Source organism: Pseudomonas sp. NPDC088368 (assembly GCF_044753445.1).
Classification (GTDB): domain Bacteria; phylum Pseudomonadota; class Gammaproteobacteria; order Pseudomonadales; family Pseudomonadaceae; genus Aquipseudomonas; species Aquipseudomonas bambusae.
Genome location: NZ_JBIVNG010000006.1, coordinates 385,684 through 409,303, shown reverse-complemented (window position 1 = coordinate 409,303; position 23,620 = coordinate 385,684). Strand labels below are relative to the sequence as shown.

The 23,620-nt window shown below is 57.1% G+C and carries 18 protein-coding genes; 7 read left to right on the top strand and 11 right to left on the bottom strand.

Features of this window, described 5'->3' with window-relative positions:
* Positions 1-84: 84 nt before the first annotated feature.
* A complete protein-coding gene (locus ACIQAL_RS15895) occupies positions 85-780 on the top strand; it encodes a pirin family protein (protein ID WP_401146990.1) in 696 nt (231 codons plus the stop codon).
* A gap of 193 nt (positions 781-973) precedes the next feature.
* On the opposite strand, the gene pgm is transcribed toward ACIQAL_RS15895, so the two are convergent.
* The 5 genes from pgm to ACIQAL_RS15870 form a co-directional block, all read right to left on the bottom strand.
* Entirely contained in the window at positions 974-2,620 is a 1,647-nt protein-coding gene (pgm, locus tag ACIQAL_RS15890; RefSeq protein ID WP_401146988.1) for a phosphoglucomutase (alpha-D-glucose-1,6-bisphosphate-dependent), read from the bottom strand.
* A gap of 150 nt (positions 2,621-2,770) precedes the next feature.
* On the bottom strand, positions 2,771-5,047 hold the full coding sequence (locus ACIQAL_RS15885) for an ATP-dependent DNA helicase (RefSeq protein ID WP_401147150.1): 2,277 nt from the start codon (positions 5,045-5,047) through the stop codon (positions 2,771-2,773).
* Positions 5,048-5,252: 205 nt separating this feature from the next.
* The gene (locus tag ACIQAL_RS15880; protein ID WP_401146986.1) at positions 5,253-6,650 is read right to left on the bottom strand and encodes a PLP-dependent aminotransferase family protein; all 1,398 of its coding nucleotides are present in this window, start codon (positions 6,648-6,650) and stop codon (positions 5,253-5,255) included.
* 89 nt (positions 6,651-6,739) lie between these two features.
* Positions 6,740-8,245, bottom strand: a complete 1,506-nt coding sequence (locus ACIQAL_RS15875) for a hypothetical protein (RefSeq protein WP_401146985.1) — start codon at positions 8,243-8,245, stop codon at positions 6,740-6,742.
* A 615-nt stretch (positions 8,246-8,860) separates the two neighbouring features.
* Positions 8,861-9,883: a zinc-dependent alcohol dehydrogenase family protein gene (locus ACIQAL_RS15870; protein ID WP_401146982.1), complete on the bottom strand. Its 1,023-nt coding sequence runs from the start codon at positions 9,881-9,883 to the stop codon at positions 8,861-8,863.
* A 466-nt stretch (positions 9,884-10,349) separates the two neighbouring features.
* On the opposite strand from ACIQAL_RS15870, the gene ACIQAL_RS15865 reads away from it, so the two are divergent.
* Both ACIQAL_RS15865 and ACIQAL_RS15860 read left to right on the top strand, forming a co-directional pair.
* Entirely contained in the window at positions 10,350-11,264 is a 915-nt protein-coding gene (locus tag ACIQAL_RS15865; protein ID WP_401146979.1) for a LysR family transcriptional regulator, read from the top strand.
* Positions 11,265-11,852: 588 nt separating this feature from the next.
* Complete coding sequence (locus ACIQAL_RS15860) at positions 11,853-12,233, top strand: hypothetical protein (protein ID WP_401146977.1); 381 nt, start codon at positions 11,853-11,855, stop codon at positions 12,231-12,233.
* Between the two features lie 46 nt (positions 12,234-12,279).
* Here ACIQAL_RS15860 and ACIQAL_RS15855 read toward each other — a convergent pair whose 3' ends face one another.
* The gene (locus ACIQAL_RS15855; RefSeq protein ID WP_401146975.1) at positions 12,280-13,380 is read right to left on the bottom strand and encodes a DUF4062 domain-containing protein; all 1,101 of its coding nucleotides are present in this window, start codon (positions 13,378-13,380) and stop codon (positions 12,280-12,282) included.
* A 127-nt stretch (positions 13,381-13,507) separates the two neighbouring features.
* On the opposite strand from ACIQAL_RS15855, the gene ACIQAL_RS15850 reads away from it, so the two are divergent.
* Positions 13,508-14,128 (top strand): hypothetical protein, encoded by a 621-nt coding sequence (locus ACIQAL_RS15850; RefSeq protein ID WP_401146974.1) that lies wholly within the window; start codon positions 13,508-13,510, stop codon positions 14,126-14,128.
* Positions 14,121-15,239, top strand: coding sequence for an XRE family transcriptional regulator (locus tag ACIQAL_RS15845; protein WP_401146972.1), 1,119 nt, complete (start codon positions 14,121-14,123; stop codon positions 15,237-15,239). The genes ACIQAL_RS15850 and ACIQAL_RS15845 overlap by 8 nt, the downstream gene beginning before the upstream one ends.
* Positions 15,240-15,289: 50 nt before the next feature.
* On the opposite strand, the gene ACIQAL_RS15840 is transcribed toward ACIQAL_RS15845, so the two are convergent.
* The 4 genes from ACIQAL_RS15840 to ACIQAL_RS15825 form a co-directional block, all read right to left on the bottom strand.
* Positions 15,290-16,504, bottom strand: coding sequence for a HEPN-associated N-terminal domain-containing protein (locus ACIQAL_RS15840; RefSeq protein ID WP_401146969.1), 1,215 nt, complete (start codon positions 16,502-16,504; stop codon positions 15,290-15,292).
* Between the two features lie 103 nt (positions 16,505-16,607).
* Positions 16,608-17,288, bottom strand: coding sequence for a hypothetical protein (locus ACIQAL_RS15835; protein ID WP_305375649.1), 681 nt, complete (start codon positions 17,286-17,288; stop codon positions 16,608-16,610).
* On the bottom strand, positions 17,275-18,234 hold the full coding sequence (locus tag ACIQAL_RS15830) for a hypothetical protein (protein WP_401146967.1): 960 nt from the start codon (positions 18,232-18,234) through the stop codon (positions 17,275-17,277). The genes ACIQAL_RS15835 and ACIQAL_RS15830 overlap by 14 nt, the downstream gene beginning before the upstream one ends.
* 14 nt (positions 18,235-18,248) lie before the next feature.
* Positions 18,249-18,644, bottom strand: a complete 396-nt coding sequence (locus ACIQAL_RS15825) for a hypothetical protein (protein ID WP_401146965.1) — start codon at positions 18,642-18,644, stop codon at positions 18,249-18,251.
* A 298-nt stretch (positions 18,645-18,942) separates the two neighbouring features.
* Between ACIQAL_RS15825 and ACIQAL_RS15820 the strand changes: the two genes are divergently transcribed.
* A complete protein-coding gene (locus tag ACIQAL_RS15820; RefSeq protein WP_401146962.1) occupies positions 18,943-21,606 on the top strand; it encodes an ATP-binding domain-containing protein in 2,664 nt (887 codons plus the stop codon).
* 599 nt (positions 21,607-22,205) lie between these two features.
* Here ACIQAL_RS15820 and ACIQAL_RS15815 read toward each other — a convergent pair.
* Positions 22,206-23,207, bottom strand: a complete 1,002-nt coding sequence (locus ACIQAL_RS15815; RefSeq protein WP_401146960.1) for a DUF2971 domain-containing protein — start codon at positions 23,205-23,207, stop codon at positions 22,206-22,208.
* A gap of 164 nt (positions 23,208-23,371) precedes the next feature.
* Here ACIQAL_RS15815 and ACIQAL_RS15810 point away from each other — a divergent pair, with 164 nt between their 5' ends.
* Positions 23,372-23,566 carry a hypothetical protein gene (locus ACIQAL_RS15810; RefSeq protein WP_401146959.1) on the top strand — a complete coding sequence of 65 codons (195 nt, stop codon included), beginning with the start codon at positions 23,372-23,374 and terminating at the stop codon, positions 23,564-23,566.
* Positions 23,567-23,620: the final 54 nt, after the last annotated feature.

The window sequence follows — 23,620 nt, the reverse complement described above, 5'->3', positions numbered from 1 at the left end:
TATGACTTTGACGGATCATTGCTCCATCGACTAACAGCGGTGCCCCCTTTGAACGGCCCGGCCCTGCTAACGGAGGAACTGATCATGCTGCAACTGAGACCTTTCACATCCCTCGGCGGCGCCGACCACGGCTGGCTGAACGCGCATCACCACTTCTCGTTCGCCAACTACTATGACCCAGCCCGCATGAGCTGGGGGCAACTGCGGGTCTGGAACGATGACGTGATCGAAGCCGGCACTGGCTTCCCACGCCACCCACACCGCGACATGGAAATCATCACCTACGTCCGTGAAGGCGCGATCACCCACGAAGACAGCCTGGGCAACCGTGGACGTACCGAAGCCGGTGACGTGCAGGTGATGAGCGCCGGGACCGGCGTGGCCCACAGCGAATACAACCTGGAGTCGAAAGAGACGCGGATTTTCCAGATCTGGATCATGCCGGATGAAGTCGGGGCTCCGCCGTCCTGGGGCGCCAAACCGTTCCCGAAAGGCAACCGCGAGGGCTTCGTGACGTTGGCCAGCGGCAAGGCGGACGATGACATCGAGCTGCGGATTCGGGCGAATGCGCGGTTGGTGGCGGCGAACCTGAAAGCGGGTGAAACCGCGGAATATGCGCTGGATGAAGGCCGCCGTGCGTACCTGGTCCCTGCGACCGGCAGCATCGAAGTCAACGGCCTGCGTGCTCAAGCCCGGGATGGCGTGGCCGTCGAGCAAGAACGCGTGCTGCGTGTGACGGCCATTGAAGACAGCGAGATTGTGCTGGTGGATGTGGCGTAAAGCCCTGAAATGCAAACGCCCCGGTTTCGTGAGGAACCGGGGCGTTTTCATGCCTGAGGGCTTACGGGTAATTCATCACTGGATTTGCCCGCAACCCTTAGGTCTGCACATTCTGTTTCTGCCCGGAGGGCAGAATCAAAAGCGCGGATCGCGCCACAAGCTCCTGCCAAAGCGGTTGTATTACGATCCGGAGCTACTTCGGCGCAATCGCCGAATCCACCAGCACCTGCGCTTCGGCCACCAGGCGTTTCAGGTGGTCCTCACCCTTGAAGCTTTCGGCGTAGATCTTGTAGATGTCCTCGGTCCCGGAAGGCCGCGCGGCGAACCAGCCGTTTTCGGTCATCACTTTCAAGCCGCCGATTGCCTGGTCATTGCCCGGTGCCTTGCTGAGAATCTGCTCGATCTTCTCCCCTGCCAGCTCGGTCGACGTCACCTGCTCCGGCGACAGCTTGCTCAACAGCGCCTTCTGCTCGAAGTTCGCCTTGGCCTCGACGCGGGTGGAAACAGGCTCGCCCAATTCATCGGTCAGCGCTTTGTACATCTCGCTCGGGTCGCGGCCTTTGCGGGCACGGATTTCCGCCGCCAACAGCGCCGGGATCAGGCCGTCCTTGTCGGTGGTCCAGACGCTGCCGTCACGACGGAGGAAAGACGCCCCCGCGCTTTCTTCGCCGCCGAAACCCAGCGAGCCTTCATACAGCCCCTCGGCGAAAAACTTGAAGCCCACCGGCACTTCGTACAAACGACGGCCCAGACGCTGGGTCACGCGGTCGATCATGCCGCTGCTGACCACAGTCTTGCCGACCGCCGCGTCAGCGCGCCACTCAGGACGGTTCTGGAACAGGTAATCGATGGACACCGCCAGGTAATTGTTCGGCGCCAACAGACCACCGGTCGGGGTGACGATGCCGTGACGGTCGTGGTCCGGGTCGCAGGCGAACGCTACCTGGAAGCGATCTTTCAGACCGATCAGGCTCTGCATCGCGAAATTGGACGACGGGTCCATGCGGATCTTGCCGTCCCAGTCGACGCTCATGAAGCGGAAGGTCGGGTCGACGAATTTGTTCACCACCTCCAGATTCAGGCCGTAATGCTCACCAATGGCCGACCAGTAACGCACGCCCGCGCCACCCAGCGGGTCAACGCCCAGATGCAGATTCGCGCCACGGATGGCGTCCATGTCGATGACGTTCTTCAGGTCGGCGACGTAAGTGTTCACGTAGTCGTGACGGTGGGTGGTGTCCGCACGCAAGGCCTTTTCCAGCGTGATGCGGGTGACGCCGATGATCTTCTCGGCGAGCAGCTCGTTGGCCTTGGTTTCGATCCACTTGGTGATGTGCGAATCGGCCGGGCCGCCATTGGTAGGGTTGTATTTAAAGCCGCCGCTTTCCGGCGGGTTGTGCGACGGCGTGATGACGATGCCGTCAGCAAGGCCCGACGTGCGGCCCTTGTTGTAACAGATGATCGCGTGGGACACCGCCGGAGTGGGCGTGTATTCGTCGCCTTCGGAAATCATCACGTTGACGCCGTTGGCGGCCAGCACTTCCAGCGCCGAGGCGGCTGCCGGGGTGGACAGCGCATGGGTGTCGGCGCCGAGAAACAGCGGGCCATCGATGCCGTTGGCCTGGCGATACAGGCAGATGGCCTGACTGATTGCCAACACGTGCCACTCGTTGAAGCTCAGGTCGAACGAGCTGCCACGGTGACCGGACGTGCCGAAGGAAACCCGTTGGGTAGGAACCGAGGCGTCCGGCTGGCCGGTGTAATAGGCCGTCACCAGACGAGGAAGATCGACCAGCAATTCCGCAGGCGCCTGTTTGCCTGCGAATGGACTGATGCTCATGGGAAACCTCCGTGGATGGAAAACGTGAGAAGAAGAAAAAAGAGGCGGCGCAACAGATAAAAATGCCGGTAACGCGGCAGTTTACTGGCAGTTGGACCGCCTTGCTCGGCTATCGATCCGTAACCGCTTGAGACAATTGCACGGGCCGACCTACAGCTGCCACCAGGCAGGCAACAACTGCTGAATCTTGCGCTCGGCAAAACGGTCGTCGATCAGCATCACTACCCCACGATCATCCTGACCGCGAATCACCCGCCCTGCCGCCTGCACCACTTTCTGCAGGCCGGGGTAGAGATAGGTGTAGTCGTAACCGGCACCGAACAACAGGCTCATCCGCTGCTTGAGCTGTTCGTTGACCGGGTTGATCTGCGCCAGCCCCAGCGTCGCGATGAACGCGCCAATCAGCCGCGCCCCCGGCAAATCGATCCCTTCACCAAACGCGCCGCCCAGCACCGCGAAGCCAATGCCCTGGCTCTCAGGGGTGAAACGATCGAGGAATGCCTGCCGATCAGTTTCGACCATGCCCCGCGACTGCTGCCACAGGGGCACGTCGGGGTGGCTGGCGCGCATCAATTCCGCCACCTGTTGCAGGTAGTCGAAGCTGCTGAAGAATGCGAGGTAGTTGCCGGGGCGCGCCTGGAATTGCTCGGCCATCAGCGCCACGATGGGCGCCAGCGACGCCTGTCGATGGGTGTAGCGGGTCGAAATGCGGCTGACGATGTGCACGTCCAGTTGCGCCTTTTGAAACGGCGACTCGACATCGATCCACGCCGTGTTCTCCGGCAGACCCAGCAGGTCGCGGTAAAAATGCCGGGGGTTGAGCGTGGCCGAGAACAGCACCGTGCTGCGGGCGGCGGTGAGGCGCGGGCGAATGAATTCGGCAGGCACGACGTTGCGCAGGGTCAGTTTCGACAGCGCCTTGTTGCCCCTCGCCTCGCGCTTGCTGATGTCGAACAGGTAATGCTCACCGAACAGTTCGGCAATCCGTCCGAACTGGATCGCCTCGAAATAGAAGCTTTGCAGTTCGCCGTTGGCCGCGTGGGGATGATCGTTGAAATAATCACCGAACGCGGCGACACACAGATTGAGCGCCGCGAGGAATTTGCCAGGGGTCGCGGAATAGGCTTGGTACGGCGCGACCTGGTCCTTGTGCAGCGCGTTCCACTCGCGGTTTAGCCGTTGCAGGGATTTTTTCAGGGCCTCCGGCGCGCGCTGCCGGACTTGATTCAAAACGAATTGGTCGAGGCTCGCGCTGTACATCTGCCGTGCACGCTCGACCATGTTGTGCGCCTCGTCCACCAGCACCGCGACGCGCCACTGATTGAACTGGCACAACCCGAACAGCAAGGCGCTGAGGTCGAAGTAATAGTTGTAGTCGGCGATCACCACGTCCGACCAGCGCGCCATTTCCTGGCTCAGATAATAAGGACAGACGTCGTGCCGCAAGGCCACTTCACGCAACCCGGCCTGATCCAGCCAGCGGTGGGCCACAGCCTCGCTGCGTGCGGCGGGCAAGCGGTCGTAAAACCCTCTGGCCAATGGGCAGGAATCCCCGTTGCAGGCGTTGGCGGGGAATTCGCAGGCCTTGTCCCGCGCGACCATTTCCAGCACACGCAAATCCAGCTCGGGGGCGCTGCGGCCGATCACACTCAAGGCATCCAGCGCCAATTTGCGGCCCGGGGTCTTGGCGGTAAGAAAGAACACCTTGTCGAGCTTTTGGGTCGGCGTCGCCTTGAGCATCGGGAACACCGTGCCGATCGTCTTGCCAATGCCGGTCGGCGCCTGCGCCATCAGGCAACGCCCGGTGCTGACGGCCTTGTACACCGACTCCGCCAACACCCGCTGGCCCGCTCGGAACGCACCGTGAGGAAATTTCAGATCGGTCAGCACGTCGTTTCGCGTTTGAACATGGGCCATTTCCTGACGTGCCCAGTGCAGAAAAATCTGACACTGCGCCTCGAAGAAGGCCTTGAGTTCATCAGCGCTGTGCCGTTCGCGAATCAGGGTTTCCTGCTCGTTGATGATGTTGAAATACACCAGCGTGACGTTCACTTCGGCCAGCTTCAACTGCTGGCAAATCAACCAGCCGTAGACTTTGGCCTGGGCCCAGTGCAGCTGCCGGTGATTGGCGGGCATCTTGTCGAGGTCGCCGCGGTAGGTCTTCACCTCTTCCAGCTGATTGAGCGCCGCGTCATAGCCGTCGGCCCGGCCCCGGACGTTCAATTCCTGGTAGGCGCCGGACAGGGAGACTTCGGCTTGATAATCAACCCCGCGACGGGACGCCACCGTGCGATGTCCGGCGATCCCCTCTTGGGCCGTGGGCGACGGCGTGAAACGCAGATCGAGGTCCCCGACCTTGGCCGTGAACTCGCACAAGGCCCGCACCGCGATGGCATAGCCGTGCTGCGGATCGACCGCTGGCTGCACAGGCGCGGACGGCGATGCATCCGGGGCGGCATCAACAGCGGGTTCGAGGGAGAGGATGGCGGTCACAGGAGGATGGCAACAGGCAGTCTGAATACTGGACGGGCATACAGATAGCAGGTGCGCGGTGGGTCTGGCAAACGGAAATGGATCGGCGGCGTCCTTGACCAGAGCACCGCCGCGATCCTGAACGTACGCTACGAATGCCCTACCCCAACCGTTCCTGCATCAGCGCATTCCTGACATGCACGAGCATCGATTCGATGTTCTGGGTCCAGTCCGCCGCGCCGCTCAGGCACAGGCTTTGTTGATGCAACCCGCGCACGCTGAACAGCTCGCCGGGGGCGATGACGATGCGTTGTTCCAACAGCCGCTCGAACACCCGCCCCATGTCCACGCGATGCTTGCTTTCCAGCCAAATCGTCGCGCCGCCCTGAGGCCGTTCGAAGGTGACGTCGTCTCCCAGGAAGTCATCGATCATCAGCCCCAAATGCTCCACCCGCTGCTGCAAACACAGGCGTAAGGCGTGCAGGTGTTTGTCCAGTTGGCCCGAGTTGTACAGGCGGGCGATGGCTTTCTGTCGAATCGGTGGCAGGCGAAACGAGCGCAGCAACAGCTGGCGGTGCCACAAGGCGCGGGAATGGCGGGTCAGCAGGTAGCCGAACGGCGCCTCCAGGCCAATGGTCTTGTCGAAGGCCCCGACGATCAACAGCTTTTCCGGATCGATCAAATCCCGCAACGGCGTGAATTGCTCGTCGAAGCACAGCCCGCCCTGGCTGTCGTTTTCCAGCACCCAGACGCCGTGCCGATTCAGCACCTCGGCCAACCGTTGCCGCTGTTCCAGCGCCATGATCCGACCGCGCACGGTGTCCATTCGCGACGACAACACCGCCATTTTTACCTCGCTGTGGCGCAATAAGCCTTCCAGCTCATCGGGATCAATGACACCGTCAGCATCCGTACACAGCTCGATCACTCGAACGCCAAACGACTGCAGCGTGCGCAGGATATTCCAGCCACACGGCGACTCGACCAATACCGCGCAATCCCGCAATTGCAGCGCCTTGAGCACCGTCTTGAGCACGCCGGTCTTGTCCGGACCGATAAAAACGTTGTCCGGGTGCCAGCAGTGCTCGGTGGACGACGTGTAATACGCGGCCAGCGCCGTGCGTAATTCGATGTCGCCAAACGGCTGATAGCGTGGGTCGGACTGGCAGGGATAATGCCGCATCAGGTCGCGCTCCACGCTCAGCAACGGGCCGTCCAGCGACTGCAACAGCGTGGGCTCATCGGCACCGAAAACGAACATGTCAGGGCGCCGCGTCCCGGCCTGAAACCGCGCCAGCAAATCTTCTCCCTCGCAGTGAACGTCGTTGCAGGGCTGAGGCAACGCGTAATAACCGGACTTGGGCACCGAACAGATCCGCCCTTCCTTCTCCAACAGCGAATACGCGTTTTGAACGGTTGAAATCGACACCCGCAGCCGTCGGGCCAGCAGTCGCAGGGACGGCAATTTGACAGCGGGGCCTTCAGGCAATTCGTGGGTCAGCCGCGACAGGTAGCGGTACACCATCTGGTAAGCAAAATCGGTCTTGTCGTTATTCATCGGACACACCCCATCCATGCGTAAAACGCAGGGTCAATGATAAAAAATGCAGCCGCGCAGCAGGTCGCTCACGCCCTGCGACGCCCCTGTCAGCGGCCGGAAACCCGTTCCACTGCCGGTTCGCCCGTGCCAGGGTCGACGGTCGTCACCCAAGCCTTGTCAGGGTCGCTCGCGCGTACGCGGGCGATGATTGAGTGTTTGTCGCCAAAGTCCACGCGTGACCGCGCATAGAGGTTTTGCAGGCCTTGCAGGCTCAAGCCGCTGACGTCCACCAGCCACTGCACCACTTGATCGGGCGCCGGCTGACCCGACAACGCCCGGTGCAGATCGGCCTGCGCCACCAGCATGCCGGGATGACAAGCCCGCAAAAACACTTCCAGCTGCGCACCCTCGTCGACAAAGGGTGCGAACAACAAGCACACCAGTTGAGCCTCATTAAGGCCGAACGCTTCTTGCGCGTAACCGTCCGCCAGGTTGCGTCGCAGGTCGACTTTTTCCGGTTCGTCGTAGGCCGCCAGCGCTTGCTGAATGAGGCGCTTGGGCATGCGTTTGCGGCGCATCATTTCGGCGCCGAGCACTAGGTATTCGGCAATGCCCTCGGCGTACTCCCGGCCTTGAACGAATTGCGCCATGAGCCCGCGCATATGGGCCATGAGCAAAGGGTTCGCGCAATCGGATTCGCTGAAACTGAACGCCAGATCGTCGAAACGGAACCCCAGGAAATCCGTGAGCAACGCCCAATGCTCTTCCGTCTTGAAACCGATCAGATCCGCGACGGGCAAAAATGCAGGTCCCCTGTTCACGTGCGCAAATTCTGGCGCCTTCAGCATGAAATCCATGGGCATCGACTCCTCGCCATACAGCTCGCGGTAATACACGCGGCCGATACGGTCGATGGCGCTGATGGCCTGGCTGAAACCGAGAGGGTTCCAGCGCTCCACGTTTTGGCTGCTGCGCCCGCTCAAGCGCGCGATCCATGTGGCGTATTGCTTTTGTTCTTTGAGGGTCTCGCCATTGACGACGGCGCTGACGCCGTCTCCCCAATTCGCCGCCCGCCCCAGGCACTCGGCCATGCTCAGGTAACACGCGTTGCAAAAGGTGGTCCGGGCATCGCCCGCCGTCAGGTGCCCACCGAGCAGCATGTCGGATCGGTTCTGCTCACGTCCGGCCGCCGAAAAGGGCAAATCGGGCTCGAATGCCTGGACGTACCGATGATCGACGACCAGCAACTCCACGCGGGGGTCGTCGTGAAGAAACAACGCCGAATAACAGCGGTGAATGTTGGCCATGACCGCGGACGTCATGCCCGCGTGGCGCATATTGACGACCCGCAACTTGAACGTGGCGGGCGAGCGCCCCGCGATACTCAATTGCGCGGCCCGGAGCAACGCCACGGTATAGGCACTGTCCTTACCACCCCCGAACGCCACCAAAACGCGATAGTTGCCAATCTGCTCGATACCACCGGCGGCAACGATCAGGCGTTGAATCAATAATTGCAGTGCCGTTCTCTCGGCCCGATTGAAATAACTCAACAACCGCTGCAGCACTTGTTGATAAACATAGTTCATCGCTTGTTCGTGAATGGAACTCATAACGTCGACACCTGAAATACTCAGTCCAGCCATAACATCCGAACTTTCCACGACGTTCCGCCGTCGATGAAAAGCCAATACCCTGTGCCACGGGAACAGCTCGATCCCGGCTCAGGTCAACGATCAAGGGTTCCGAGCCCTGCCCCACAGCCGCCGGGGAGCCGGGGGACGGGCAGAAGACAGGGAAGGATTTCGAACACGGGCGCCCTGCACAAGGTATCGAAAAGGCGCAGCGGAAAGTGTGACATGACTCATTCCTTGAGTTGTATTGACTCAACTATTATCGGTGTCTCGATAATATTTACAAGGTACAGATACCGACCCGAATACCGCCAGATTTAAACTTCACCCGCGCTCTTTTAAACAAGGCTGTTTAACCAAAACAGTATTCATTCATGGCAAGGGTGTCAGGCACGCGGCACTGACGAATGAAACAGGCTGTTTAATTACGCGTCACCCATAAACAAAAAAGCCTTCCAGATCACGTCAGGAAGGCTTTGTCGGGTGAAACATGGCCGGTAAAAAACGGGACGGGCACCTTGAACCGGCGACCAGATCCACTCGTACGACGCTTGGCCACAGCGTCGATCATTCAGCCAGCGCGATGAATTGCGCTCAGGCAGACTCGACTTCCACCACTATGCGACCGCCTACAGGGCAGCCGTCCATCAAGCGGTGCGCTTCGACCAGTTGATCGAACGGAAAGACCTTGGTGATCTGCGGGACCAACACGCGGTCAGCAGTCAATTGGGTAATGTCACGCAAGGCACGTTTTACGGCTTCTTCGTCTTGAGCGATACCCAGTTCAGGCTTGCCGGTGAAATTGCCCACACAATGAACGAAGAACTGAATATTTTTCTGGAACGCTGCACACGCCGGGAACGGCGTCTGATTGCCGCCCTGCAAGCCGTAAAGAATCAGGCTCCCACGGGGTGCGAGCACGTCGCCCAACATGGACATCTGCGGGCCGCCCAAACCGTCCAGGACGATGTCGACACCCCGATTGTCGGTGTACTTGTTGATCGCCATGAGCAGATCCTGCTCTTCGGTGTTCACGACCTTGTCGGCACCCAGCTTCAACAGGTACTCACGGCACGATTCGGTCTTGGTCGCGGCGATGACCTTGATACCCAGTGCATTGCCCAGTTGCAGGAACGCAGGGCCCGCGCAATGGCTGGCATCGGTCACCAGAGCGGTCTGCCCCGGTTTGGCGCGAGCCAGGTCGACAAAGGCAAAGTACGCCATCAGCAGCGGCGTGTAATGCACGGCTGCCTCATTAGGGGTGAGAATTTCCGGATAACGGGTTACGGAAGTGGCGGGCAGTGTAATCAGCTCGCCATAAACCGGGTGCACGTTAGGGTCTGCAGAAGGAAAGCTGGCCACCCTGTCGCCGACGTTCAGATCAGCCACGCCATCGCCGACAGCGGTGATCACGCCTGCCATTTCAGAGCCCAGACCGGCCGGCAGCCGCGCCTGAGAAGAAGCCAGATTCTGGCGCCACAGCACGTCGTACCAGGTAACGCCGATCGCCTGTACGCGCACTTGCACCTCGCCGGGGGCAGGCAACGCGACGGGCACCTCTTCTACCTTGAGTACCTCGGCCGGGCCGAACTGATGAAAACGGATCGTGCGGGACATTTCGAACCTCGCCTTATGAACCTTGATGCCATGAACTCTATCCGGGCTCTGCCGGTAACACTATCAGTGGCTATTAATAGTCGACATGCCTGTCATCGATTCTGTTGTTGAAAGGCGGCCATTAGATAACCATCGAATGCTCACGTATTCAAGGCGGACATTGTTCTTTTCTCACCCGGACTTTGCAACCCGATGGGCACATTCCGGATGAACGTAAGCATGACTGGCACGAAATCCCCCCGCGTCGGGTGGCTCGATCCCTCACGCCTCTTCAGTTGGGTGTCTTGAAATTGCCCAAGTTCAAGGCAAATTATCGATGGTCGTGATGGGTAACACGTTTGTATGCTTGCGCATGCATTCAAGCCTGATCAGAATCGGCATCATTCCGTAACATTCGTTCCCGAGCTGAACACTGGCAAGGCCTCTCTGGCCGCTCATAATTGACCATGTCCCTGAGACCCCCGTCATGAATCGCAACGACCTGCGTCGCGTCGACCTCAATCTGCTCATCGTGTTCGAAACCCTCATGCATGAACGCAGCGTGACCCGTGCAGCGGAAAAGCTGTTTCTGGGCCAGCCGGCGATCAGTGCGGCGCTCTCGCGTCTGCGCGGGCTGTTCGACGATCCGTTGTTCGTCCGTACCGGCCGCAGCATGGAACCCACGGCACGCGCCGTGGAAATCTTCGGCCTGCTGTCCCCTGCGCTGGACTCCATTTCCACCGCCGTGAGCCGCGCCGCCGATTTCGATCCGGCCACCAGTACTGCCGTGTTCCGCATCGGCCTGTCCGATGATGCCGAATTCGCCCTGCTGCCTTCGCTGCTCAAGCGCCTGCGCTCCGAAGCCCCCGGCATCGTGCTGGTGGTGCGCCGCACCAACTACATCCTGATGCCTGCGCTGCTGTCATCCGGCGAGATTTCCATCGGTGTGAGCTACACCGATGATCTCCCGGCGAACGCCAAGCGCAAGGTCCTGCGCCGCAGCAAACCCAAACTGCTGCGCGCCGACTCGATGCCCGGCCCCATCACCCTTGATGATTTCTGCGCACGGCCCCACGCTCTGGTCTCGTTCGCGGGCGACCTGGGCGGCTTCATCGATGAGTACCTGGAAAAGATCGGACGCAAACGCCACGTGGTGCTGGCCGTCCCGCAATTCAACGGCCTGGCGACGCTGATCGCCGGCACCGACATCGTCGCCACCGTGCCCGACTACACGGCCGCCGTGCTGACCGCAGCGGGCGGTGTGCGGGCTGAAGAATTGCCCGTGGAAGCCCGCACCTTCGAGCTGCATATGGCTTGGCGCGGTTCTCAGGACAACGACCCCGGCGAGCGCTGGCTGAGGTCGCGGATTCAGATGTTTTTTGGCGATCCTGAGAGTCTCTAGGCGTCTTCTGTCAGGCTGTTCATCTGATCATTTCTGCCTTTTCATAGACCATGGAGATCCATCCACTTCCAGAGAATTGCTACATTGGGGGCATATCTGAGGGCATGCTTTGGATGGTTTGAAAAGGATGCCCCCAGCCTAAGGCTTAACAATCTTCTTCTCGAAAAATCACCTGCGACAGTTCCCTATCGCGGTTGAATGCTATCGGATCACCTCAGCTCAAATACGCACAGCGCTCATTGCCGTTGGAGCAGTCTGAGCGCTTGCTGGGTTGATGTCGCAGTGGCTGACACAGGCATCACTTGCAGGACAACCGTCGCCCCATGATCACGCCGGTTTTCAAAAGCCCGTAAGGGCCCTTCTACCCCCGAAGATTGAAAATCCAAACGACCAACAAGTACTAACTGAATAGCAATCATTCATACGTTGGAGCGATCTGAAATCGGCGTTGAGGTACGTGGAGCCCGCACAGCAGTTCGGCGGGCTAGCCAAGAAATTGGAAGGTTCCGCTTAACCTCTTGAGCTTCCTGGCGTTCCAACCATCTTTCATCTATGAAATGAGTACCGTAGGCAAACCAAGGAAGTGGTATGGAACTGGTTACCGTTGCATGCATCGCGCTCAATCGTATTGGCTCTGCCAACTCAGCAGGATTCGGCTTCGGAAGGCATCGCAGGCAGCAGTTTTTCACCGAAGTGATTGACGACGACGTGGACTCTCTCCGCCAGAAAGTGATTGAGGTTGCAGAGGCAAATGGAAAGAGGGGGGGAGCACTTCACAACCTGATGCGTGCCCAAAACCTAGGCTTTCCACCCGGCCAGATAGTGTTCGACGTCCAAAGAATATCCACTCAATACAGTGACCCCTACGCCGTTTGTGTTGTTTTCCCCGCCCTCAAGGTGGCTGGTCGTTTCTTCAAACTTGAAGAGGTGGCTGAGAACGGAATGATCCTTCATATTTCTTCCAGCTAAGTACGCGAGGCGCGCTTGGCAGCCCTATGCCAGGCGCAAATAGAGGCTATGACGACAGTTTACGCTTGAACTTGAACATCACGTCATCAAGCCATCGCCCATAAGCCGCAGGGGTAGCTGGGACGAGCAGCCGGCGTTCCTCGACCTCTTGCTCCGACCGGTGCGACATAGTGAAACTGGTGGTGGCAACCGCAGGCGGCTCAGCAAATACCTTGTATGAAACGCCATAGAGAGACAGTTGAAACCACCCTCCTCGGCCCTGGCAAAGAGTCTCATGCGCAGCCTCTGCCAAGCGTCTCACTTGTGTTGGCGATATGTAGTACCCGTCAAAGTGGTTAGACGTGCGGACTGGGTTTGCCAAGGTCATCGACAACCAGGACAGTCCACGATCGTGATGCCGCCAGATCAAGCCCGGAGCATCAATTCCAGTAAGCTCATCCCTGTCGAAGTCCACATAGCCGGCTTTGACCGTGCTGAGTCCAGCTTGGCAAAACTTCAAGAAATACGATTCATGCTCCGCGTGGATGGCACGCAGACTGCCAGGGCTAGCAGGCTGAGGGAGGAAGGCCAGCTCGATCCGTGTTTCGTGGTCTCTGCCACCCCACCGACCGTTGGCGTTCCGAATCTGAAGTTGTTTCTCAAATTCCTCCTCACTAACTGCACTTCGGTTCGTATTCAGCTGGTTTAATGCCCGGACGATACCATCCGAAAGCTCCTGCTCATTGGCGAATGTCGCGCGGAAAAGGCCATCGACATAATCCGATACTTCCCAGCGAAACTCCTGCTGGGGCCCCTCCACGTCCACATCGTGCAGGAACGCGAGGATGGGCTTGTCTGCAGCACGAGCGCGCCCGAACTCTTGCTGTGTCACTGACTCCCCAGATGCAGTTCTGAATCCGAAATCTGCACCTAGCACCAGCACCACCACATCTGCCTGCTCGACCTCAGTCATGCAAGCTTCTTGAGAGGAATAAGGCCGCGCCCCAAAATCCTCGCACATCACTGGCAGATGCCCCAGCAGCGTGACAGCTTTCTTGGCTGCCGCCCGATAGCTCTCAAAGTTTCGAACGACAGAGCTGATGAAAACGTTCATAAAACCCCCAATCACCCCAAGATTCGCCAGGCTCGCATGAGTTTGAGCAGCCAAAGCGCACGCCTTGTTAGCATGGCTACTGATCACTCTTACCACTATGCCAGAGGTTGACATTCTCAGAATTATGCACAAAAATTCCGGTTGACACTACAGATTATTTGCACGCTTTTCGGAGAAATGCATGCCTGATTACAAGCATCCAAGCGAGCTTGAGCCGAAGCTCAGCCGCGCTCATCTTGATGTCGTCTGCAACAACCTCTTGGATGCTGCTTACAAGGCGCTCGAGGCTACTTCCACTGACGATGACACTAACTGGACTCGAGGGATCTTCCCTTACGGTCGCATTCATGGCCGCTTCAAGCGTTTACATCTCCAGGGTGACCTCCCTTGGTTCAAGCTCGTCAACAACACGCTGGATTTCACGGTCAGCATTGATGGGGTTTTGATGCAGGTGGTCACGGATGATCCCGACACTCGCAAAAAAGGCTATCGAGTGGAGAAGAACGTCGTTGAGCTTTACCACGACAGCCTTCTAGGGCCGGCTACTGACGGGAACGTAACGTGGCGGCTGTACGTAGACAGCGATCGAAATCCAGATGGCCCGACTCTCACCGTGTCTGTCCTGGGCTTCGACACCAACCGAAATGTCGTTAGCAAGTGGACACATAACTACGAACCTCTGGTTTCTGTCCGCGTCACCGAGCTTTCCCCTATTGTTGAAATTGATGATTCTCTGCCAGTTCGTCGCGATAAGGACGCTGCGCAGAAAGAAACGAAAGACGCTGACTTGAAAGATGAATGACACAACAGGCCTTCTGCCTCTGGGTGATGAGTTCTCACCCGACAAGCTCCGCCTTGCAAGGTGCGCCTCGGGGCGATCCCTTGCTGAAATCGGCGAGCTCCTTGGCGTGACCAGACAATACGCACACAAGCTTGAGATCAACTCAATTCCCAATCCTGGACAGTTGAAGCAGCTATGCGAAATCCTGAACGTCAAAGAGAGCTTCTTCTTCGTTCCGCGCAAAAGTGGTGTTGAGCTTGAACAATGCCACTTTCGTAGCGTGCGAGCCTCGACCCAAACGCTCAAGAAAACAATCGCAGCCCAAGTGGAGATCTTCGAGCTTCTCGTTGATGAGCTGGACAAGGAGGTAGCTTTTCCCTCCGTCGATTTCCATGCCATCGAGGAGCCAGTCACCGGTGCCGGAAAAATTGAACAGGTGGCCGAGCGTTTTAGGAGAGAGCAAGGAATAGGTTTGGGCCCACTTTCGAGCGTTACCAAGCTTGCGGAAAAGATTGGGGTGCTCGTCGTCAACCTGGCGGACGCGGACGATCGCGTTGACGCCTTTTCACTGTTCAACAAACGTCCATTGATCGTCCGGAATACCTCAAAGGTGAATCCTGGACGGCAGCGCTTCGATCTGGCCCACGAGCTCGGTCATCTTGTGATGCATCAAGGGGTGGAAACCGGCTGCCGGGAAACGGAAGAGCAAGCTAATCAGTTCGCCAGCGCTTTACTCATGCCAAGGGCTAGCTTCGCCGCTGAGTTCCCAGCAATGCGAGGTAAGTATCTCAACTGGCCAGCGCTGAAAGACTTGAAGCTTCGCTGGAAGGTGAGTTTCAAGGCGCTGATTTATCGTGCACGGGCTTTGGATCTTCTCACCGCTGACCAAGCCAAGAGCGGCTTCACTTATCTCGCTCGGAAAGGGTTTACTAAGCACGAGGAGTTCGACGAGTTCATCCCAATGGAGTCTCCCCTGCTTGTGCAACGAGCAATCGATCTCCTGGATTTTTCGACTTGGAGCCGGGTTCTCGCAGGGGCTGGACTGACCAGTCAGATGGTCGAGAACCAGTTCATGCTCAAGGTGCCTGCTTCTCCGTTGAGGCTTATAAAGACTGGCGATTCCCAGGGGTAATCCCAAGCCACTCAACAGATGCCCTGCTTCCCCAGGGCATCCGCAGATAGTCAGAAGATCTCATCGTCATCTTCGCCTGCCGCGAAGTCGGCCAGGTCAACGTCGAATGCTCTGTCGAGCCGCAACAGCGTTCGATCACTAGACGTATCGCCAGCGTCGATACAGCCTGAAGCATCAGCAAAAATAACGATCGCCTTGTTCCCAGTCTTCGAGCTCGGGTAGATGATCCCATCAATTTGATGATCGTCATCGGTACGGTAGACGTGCCTGAAATACTCAGTCACCACCTGGGTCGGAACATAGTCCGCGTGAGCTCGATCGCTTCGCTCGATCGGTTTGGTGAAATCCTCGACGAATTTACACATGAAGCTGAAGCATGGCCTTAGCGTTTGCAGTTCAGGATCGAAAAGGCTCGGCACATAAAACGAGCGGGACAGATCAACCACCCGCAGATCCCTGATAGGCGAAAACTCGCCGGTGGCTGCCTTCTTAAGGGCTCCCTCAGCAGGATCGTAGGTTTCACGAATGGCGGTGTCTTGATCGAACGCCCCGTAGAACATAGGGATTCCCACGGGGCTCATCCGGTTCGGCATGTTCGCATGCGCGGCTGGTGGCGGCCCAAGCTCACTAGCTCGGCTGAGGTGAACCTCAGGATCGACGATGCGAACGCGGAAGATCGACTGCCCTGTAGGCACTGTATCAATTAGGTCGAGCTTTTTCGCCACGCTCCCCAGCGTTTCAAGAATGTCGACCGGGTTCATCTCATCGTGCTGATCAGCCGCATATGAGGTGTTCACAGCTTTGTAAAACACGAATCGTGCTGTGTGAATGATGAAATGACTGAAGCTCTGCCATCCGTAGACCAGCGTTCGATCTATGGGTAACGAATACGGATCTCTCTCGCACCACGCCACGTCGTGTATGGATCCGGCAATAGTGTCGAACACTTCTTCCGAACACTCGGGGCCGTGGTAGTAGAGAAGCTCCCAAGTGCCGCATACGCGGCCCTGCCAGCCTCCTTCACGGGTTTCGTAAGCGAGCCCCTCATTCGTAGCTTCGCCCCACTCTATTGAGAGGCTATTGAAAACGTGCTCAATCACGTCATTCATGTCAGCGACGCGTCGGCTTCCATCGCAATAGCTGCAGGTTCCTCTCACCGAATTATCCTTGATGAAAGCTTTGAGGCCGTCATCTTCGACGCAGTGTAAGCACACGAACGTGTCCTCGACTCGCGAGAAACCTCGCTCCATGTCCTCTTCCATCATTCTCTTGACTCCGCCCATAGCACCGCCTCAAATGCATGCTCAAACATCTCAAAAGTACTGGATACGTAGCATATTCAGGGATAGATCGTTCGGATTCGTACCGTCATGAGTAGCACATGATCAATGGAGCTGGGACGGGAGCCTCGATCAACCTGGCGCTCTTCTCGACTACCCACGCGCCAAACGGCCACATCACCTGAAGCACAAGGAGAATAGTGAAGGTCAAAAAGGCCCGAAGCAGATACTCATGGGTCATTTTGATGCCGGTCACTTTTTCGTTGACCAGCGAGTAGTTATGCAGAACAGCGCGGGCGAGCTGTTTGGCTAAGCCCGCTTTAGGCGAGCTTTCTTTCCAGGTATTGGCTAGCTCTCCTGGGCCCAGCTGAGCGAACCCTGCGACTTTCAACGTTCTGAATGCCCACGCCCCTGCGCGTAGCAGAAAGGCCACTGCCAATCCGAACAGGACGAGACCAATGCAGCCTAGCCATTTGCTCGACTTGTCGCTCCACAGAGTGGGCAGCAGTGAGACTAGGACGGGTATCAGCGCCGTAATGGCGGCTAGGTAGATACCGGCTTTCGCGTCAGCTCCCTTCCGGCGGTCAACCTCTGCATCGAAAAGACGGCGTGACTCGTCCAGCACCACGTCGCTGTCTGTCGACCAATCCCCCGCCTGAACAGACGCAGCAATACCCTGCTTCCATTCCACATCTTCAGCCTGCTGACCAGGCGACAACGGGATGAGGGTCGGCCATACCCAATGAAGCCAGTCTTTAAGTTTGAGCAATGGCGTTCACCGTCAGCTCGTCTACGATTGCAGCAGCGATTGGGTAACCCGTGAGATTCTCGATCCAGGCCCACTGCCCATTCGGGTTTATCTCCAAGAACCACAATTTGCCCGATTGATCGCAAACCAAATCGATCGCCCCGTAACGAAGGCCTAGGCGCTGGACGAGCTTAACGCACTGACGTTCAACGCGTCGATCAAGAACAATCTTTTCGTGGCGAAGATCAGGACGACTACCCTTGCGCCAGTCAGTTATCGTTTCCTCGTTATCTTGTGACCAGATCGCGGTCGCAAAAACCCGCCCGCCCACGACGGTCACTCGAACATCGTATTGCTTCAAGATCTCTGATTGCACAATGAAGGGACTCAGCCTGATGGCCTCCGCCTGTTCATCCTCAATCTCAGCGAGTCGAGAGGTGAAGATGACTCGCTCCGTTTCGCCTGCTAATACCGCTTGTCGAAGAGGCTTGCCAATGGCCTGGCCAAGAGCAGAGATAGCCCTAGCGCATAAGATGTCGTTCGTCACAAATGCCTGTGGTACATGGAAGCCGATCTCCTGCGCGAGAAGGAGCTGCATCGGCTTGTCCTCAGCCATGAAGATCTTGGTGGGAGAGTTCAGCCACCGGCCTTCTAAACGGGAATAAAGGCTTTTGAGGAAGCTACTCCACTCCGCTTCGATGTAGGCCCGCTCTCCAGGATCCGTTGCCGTGTCCGGCACAACTGGAGCTCCCGGCCTACGGAAATAAGCTCCTGTTATCGCGGCACCGCGGACTAGTACCCCGTCTAGCGAAATAGACCACGCGTCCCGGGGAAACCCTGCCATCGAGCACAACGTTTGGGGCAACTGTTCGGTATTCAGCCGGAAAAAAGGCTGGCCACGTCGACGGAGCTCAGCAACCACGTAGTCCATCGTGATGTCACGACAATTTGTAACCAACAGCAACATGAAGCGCTTCCAGTTCAGTCCGAGTAGTAACGAGCATCTAGCCCAAAGGTTGGATCACCATTGTCGTCCCGCTCCAGCTCGACATTAGTCTTGGTGATCAGCTCCAGGATGTGATTGGCACTGCATTGATCATCGCGCTCAGTCGTCTCATCGGTTTTGGTAACCAGCTGCAGCAGGTGATTGCTCGAGTCGAATCGACGCGGGGAGCCTGAATCAGCCGATTGGCCTCGGTAAGGACTGGGATCGTCGTCATCGCTTTCGACTCTCTGGTAGGTTTTGGTCAACAGCTCAACCTGCCAGCACGCCTCGTCATCCTGCTCAGCGTTGACCTTGGTCTTGGTCATCAGCTCATTCAGCGCCCCGTCAGCGATGATTGGAACTACTCCATCAGGAGCCTCAACGGCCCACATCTGGAGCTCCGAGGAATAGAAGCCCGGGATACTGTCCTCTCCTGTTCTAGGCGTCGCAAATCTAGATAGAAAGGGCGACGATTTCTGCAGAGCTCCCAAGCTGGCGTCTCCTGTGCCGGCGAGTCGCGAAAGGCGACAATGGCCGGACAATACCAGATTCATAGCAATCTGCTAGCAACAAAAGCCATCAGGATTTAGGATCTGGGGCAGCCGATGAACATCGCCATGAGTACATGAATCTGCGCACATGCATGTCTGGCAGACGAAGTCATGAACATTTGAAACAGGGAGTGCTTCAATGAGTGCCAATGATGCGTTGGATCTTGCCAACGACGCCTTAGACTCGTTTCACCAGATCGAACAAATTGCTTCCAAACAGCTCACATCGGGGAGTCGCGAAGCCTCTGATGCCTTAGCATTTGTGAATACCTTCACCGGTGCCGCTGCCGTTGAGCAGATCGCATCCATCTCTGACGATGTGACCAAATCACTGGTTAGCCTCATCCGAGAGCCAGCTGTCTCGCGGATCGTGGTGGAAAACGAGAAAGGCCAGGTTGAGACCTACTACATCTGCCGCACCACAGGAGGATTCGTCCTCAATAACGGCAAGCTAGCTGGTTACCGCTCTCCGTTCGGTCGCTTGGCTGCCCACGGCGCCGGTGAGGACGTTGATGTAGAGATCGCGGGTAAAAAAGTCAGCTACCGAGTCTTGGACAAACTCGAGTTAAAACCTCAGAAAAGCGCTGAGCTCTGGGACTCAATCGACAGCATTTGGCGCCAAGAAAGCTCAGCACCTCAGACGATCCCGTCTCTTCGCAAGGTTATACAGCCCGACGACAGCAATTCGTTTTTCGCCATGCTCGCCGGCACGTCCGAAACTGAGAAGATCCGCGAAGGTGTGCGTCACGAGATCCGAAACGCTATGGCTCTTCGAGACCAAGCGATTCTTGACAAATTTCAGGACGGAATTTTCCGCCTTTCAGTAGACCACCAGCTAATCATCCTTGGCCCACCAGGGACAGGCAAAACAACCACCCTGATTAAACGTCTCGGTCAGAAGCTCGACTGGGAGGCGCTTAGCCAGGACGAGCGCCTCTTGCTGGGCCCCCAGTCTAAGCGCTCACGCTGGATGATGTTCACGCCGTCTGACCTCTTAAAGCATTACGTCAAAGAGGCCTTCAACCGTGAGAACGTGCCGGCTTCGGATGAGCATATCAAGGCCTGGAGCAAGCGCCGACATGAACTGGCAAGGTCTACATTTGGCATCCTCAAGACGGGCAACAGTGGCACATGCATTCTCAAGGAAGATCATCAATTCGCCCCGGTGGACATCAACGATGATCCGCGCCAGTGGTTTGCCGATTTTAAAGCTCTACACCAAAGCCGCCTCCTCTCCTCTCTGAAGGAAGGAGCAATTTTGCTGCGGGATTCTGCCCCGAACCTAGTAGACGCAGTGGTGCACAAGCTTTTTGCAATGTCAGATGCGCTTCGACCAGAAGGATTGCTGAGCGCGTATGCCGAGTGGAACAATCTCGAGACGCGGATTGATCCTATGCTCAAAGCCAGTCGCTCAACCACAGACGATCTGATCAAGAAGCAAGGCAACCTCCTTCACAACCGGAACAAAGCCGTCTTCGCAGAAATGGCCACCTTCCTTGATAGCCTTGGCCAAAATGATGATGAGGACGAGGAAGGTGCCGAATTTGATGACGATACTGCTGACGATGGGACTGCTACGCCGTCGAACAGCGCAGAGCTCAAAGCATTCGCGGCTTACCGAAAGTTCCTTCAGGCCTATGCGCGCACTCGCTATCGTAACAGCAATCTAGGTAAGACAAGCCGTGCAGCTCAATTACGAGACTGGCTTGGAGATCGAGTCCCCTCAGATGAATGGCTTGAAACGCTTGGGCGAGAGATGTGCTTCCAGAACGCGCTGCGGCGCTTCAGGGACGCCTGGAAACGGTACATACTTGATGTCCCGGCAAGCTACAGAGCGTTCCGTCGCGACAGTGTAACGCTTGATCGGTACCGCTATGAGCGGCCAGAGCACGCTTCCCACATTGATGAGACAGAGCTCGACGCCATTCTTCTCCTCATGCTTCGATCCGCTCGCGAACTCATCCGCCAGGATTTTGTGAAGCGGCATATAGACGAACCTCGCTTCACCGAGCTTGCCAGGATCTCGAGCCAATTCCTGCAGCAAGTCCTAGTAGACGAAGCCACGGACTTCTCGCTCCTCCAGCTTGCTTGCATGGAGAGCCTGACTGATCCTGCTATTGAATCGTTCTTCGCCTGCGGAGATTTCAACCAACGGATCACAGGGGTTGGCCTCAAACACCTCGATCAGCTTGAGTGGATTTCTCCTCGCCTCAAGCCTCAGCGAATCAACACGGTGTATCGGCAGAGTCGCCTATTGAACAGCTTTGCCATCAAACTGCTCGAGCACATGGATGGAGACACTGAAGCAGTAGGCAGCCTGCCGGAGCATTCCTCTCACGAAGGTGTACCGCCGGTGCTAGGGGAAAACCTCCGGGGTGAAGACGTAGTCACCTGGGTCGCCGAGAGGATCTTCGAGATCGAAGATCAGATCCGCTCCAAAAATGAGCCGGTGCCTACGATTGCCATCCTGGTCGCATCCGAGGCGCACGTGAAACCCGTTGCCGAAGCGCTCACCAAAAAACTAGAGAGCAGGAGTCTGCTCGCGGTTCCTTGTGTCGATGGCCAGTCTTTGGGTAACCAGTCCGATATCCGGGTGTTTGATGTCCAGCACATCAAGGGGCTCGAATTCGAAGCCGTGTTCTTCATAGGGCTGGATGAGCTCGTCGAAGCGAAACCCACTCTGTTCGAGCGATTCCTGTATGTAGGTGCCACCCGGGCAGCGACATACCTCGGCATGGTCTGTCATCAAGAGCTGCCACCTGCCTTATCGAACCTTCGCCCTGCCCTCGCCCAGCGCTGGTAGCGCCTGACAACTGCTTTCGCCGGTTCAAAGGCGACCCTGAGAGTCTTTAGGCGTCGTCGGGCAGGGTGTTCATCTGATCATTTCTGGCTTTTCATAGGCCATGGAGATCTACACACTTCCAGAGGATGAGATACCTGGGGGCATATCTGAGGGCATGCTTTGGGGACGTTGAAACAGATGCCCCCAGTTCAAGGTCCAACACTCCCCTTCGCGAAATATCACTCGCGGCTGTTCCCAGCCGCCGTAGAGCGCTATACAGCTACCTCGGTTGATGATCGACTGAGCGTTCTCAGTCATCAGATCGGAGGCTAGATCTTAGCCCGCCATCGTCATTTTCAGGCAATGAATAGCGGATACGCGTTTGCACCTGCATTCACATTGAGCCATTTCCCAACAACCGGATGAGGCATGTCGACGATAAGGGCACTCACAGAGTTTCACAGCTTCTACCACGAAAAACACTCCATCCGGAACAACGTCTACAAGATTAGCGTTCGGCGTGTAGCATCCCTTCTTCCGTCAGGTAGCACCAAAGAATGCCAAGTCCGGTGTTTCGTACCACCAGTGGCTCCCACTTCTCGTCCAAGCGAAGTTTCTGGTTACTCATGGGTTAATTCCCACCGAGGCATGTTGCCCTGCTGCCGTCCACCCATAGAACACCAATCGTTCAAGCTGGTAGGCAACGAGACCATCCGGTACTCGTTTGGCGCAAGCGTGACCTTGTAGACTGGTATATCGATGTCTCTGCAGATCTTCAAGATCTCGAGCGCATCAGCATCTGAGATTTTGGCCCCTAGATGAACGGCCTTGAGGGGCGCGGGAAAGTTGGAGCCTTTCACCCCTCTATCGCCATCTGGAACTACCCAGCGCCACTCACGCTCGTACTGCCAGTCGACAGCCTTGCACAACGATGCAGCAATGCCAAAAAGAGCGTTGTAGTCTTTGCCCAAGTTGTGGGCTCTGAGGATCGGGGTGACGTCGAACAGCTTGTCTGTATAGGCAACCGGCCATAGCGTGAGGGTGGGAAGCTCATTCCGATGGAGCCTTGTGAAGTCGTACTCCATGGCAAAGCCGGTGTGGTCGTGGCCATAGTGACTCCACATCAGCACCGAATCCACACGCGCACTTAGGCTGCAGATTTTGTAGCTGCTTTTGAGCTGATCAATGAGGGTCGGGAGCTGCCCGGCCTGGTGATTCGGCGCCAAAACCTCTACTTCATGGAGCCATTGATCCACGTTCAGGCGGGGTGGCTCCTGAGCCGATGCCAGTGCTACTACCGCTGCAATGGGGTCATCGGAGGCCAGAGCAGTGACGACCTGATCATCGCTGAAGCCCAGTTCATCGAGTTTTTTCCAAGCAGCGAGCTTCCGGTAATCAATCCAGAACGCCGTATCGTATGGGTCGTTGAACTCATTGGCGACGCCCAGATAGAGGGTTTTCTCAGCCAAATTTTTGAATGCGTACTCGCCGCATTTTCTGATTTTGAAAAGCCGATTGGGCGTGTGCAGGATTTTCCCGTTGACTAGCTTCGGGATGTCCATATCACCGATAGTGGCCGACGAAATGTTCTCAATGAAATCTCTTACCCATTCCCTATCCACTCGAATTCCTTTGGCTATGTGCTGTGCTGATGTCGTAGGAATTACCACACCTAGAGACCCAGTTTACCTACGCTGCCAGGATACTTAGCAGCTTTTCACAATCATCAAAGCTGAATGATGAATGTCTTTCCCGCCTTGGTGGCAGGTATTCGAACCTCAAGGATGTGACCGGAAAGCTAATGGCGTTTGGACAAGCCATAGGTGGTTCGAGCATGAGTGATGAAATAATCAAAGGTGAGATGGCTGGCTACGTTTTTGAGAACGTGGAAACCGCTACTTGTGCGGTGCTGATTTCAGCAACGGATGCCCCTTGCGATGCAACCCAGAGCAGCCTGCGAGCAAATTCAGTTTGGCCTTAATGTGCAGCGAACGCTGAATGCCGCTCAGTGGCTGTACTAGCCCCCTTAGATGTT

Bases quoted from the DNA above. Each gene is read 5' to 3' on its own strand.
- ACIQAL_RS15895 (WP_401146990.1), top strand. From the start codon at position 85: ATGCTGCAACTGAGACCTTTCACATCCCTCGGCGGCGCCGACCACGGC.
- pgm (WP_401146988.1), bottom strand. From the start codon at position 2,620: ATGAGCATCAGTCCATTCGCAGGCAAACAGGCGCCTGCGGAATTGCTG.
- ACIQAL_RS15880 (WP_401146986.1), bottom strand. From the start codon at position 6,650: ATGAATAACGACAAGACCGATTTTGCTTACCAGATGGTGTACCGCTAC.
- ACIQAL_RS15875 (WP_401146985.1), bottom strand. From the start codon at position 8,245: ATGAGTTCCATTCACGAACAAGCGATGAACTATGTTTATCAACAAGTG.
- ACIQAL_RS15870 (WP_401146982.1), bottom strand. From the start codon at position 9,883: ATGTCCCGCACGATCCGTTTTCATCAGTTCGGCCCGGCCGAGGTACTC.
- ACIQAL_RS15865 (WP_401146979.1), top strand. From the start codon at position 10,350: ATGAATCGCAACGACCTGCGTCGCGTCGACCTCAATCTGCTCATCGTG.
- ACIQAL_RS15860 (WP_401146977.1), top strand. From the start codon at position 11,853: ATGGAACTGGTTACCGTTGCATGCATCGCGCTCAATCGTATTGGCTCT.
- ACIQAL_RS15850 (WP_401146974.1), top strand. From the start codon at position 13,508: ATGCCTGATTACAAGCATCCAAGCGAGCTTGAGCCGAAGCTCAGCCGC.
- ACIQAL_RS15845 (WP_401146972.1), top strand. From the start codon at position 14,121: ATGAATGACACAACAGGCCTTCTGCCTCTGGGTGATGAGTTCTCACCC.
- ACIQAL_RS15840 (WP_401146969.1), bottom strand. From the start codon at position 16,504: ATGATGGAAGAGGACATGGAGCGAGGTTTCTCGCGAGTCGAGGACACG.
- ACIQAL_RS15830 (WP_401146967.1), bottom strand. From the start codon at position 18,234: ATGTTGCTGTTGGTTACAAATTGTCGTGACATCACGATGGACTACGTG.
- ACIQAL_RS15825 (WP_401146965.1), bottom strand. From the start codon at position 18,644: ATGTGGGCCGTTGAGGCTCCTGATGGAGTAGTTCCAATCATCGCTGAC.
- ACIQAL_RS15820 (WP_401146962.1), top strand. From the start codon at position 18,943: ATGAGTGCCAATGATGCGTTGGATCTTGCCAACGACGCCTTAGACTCG.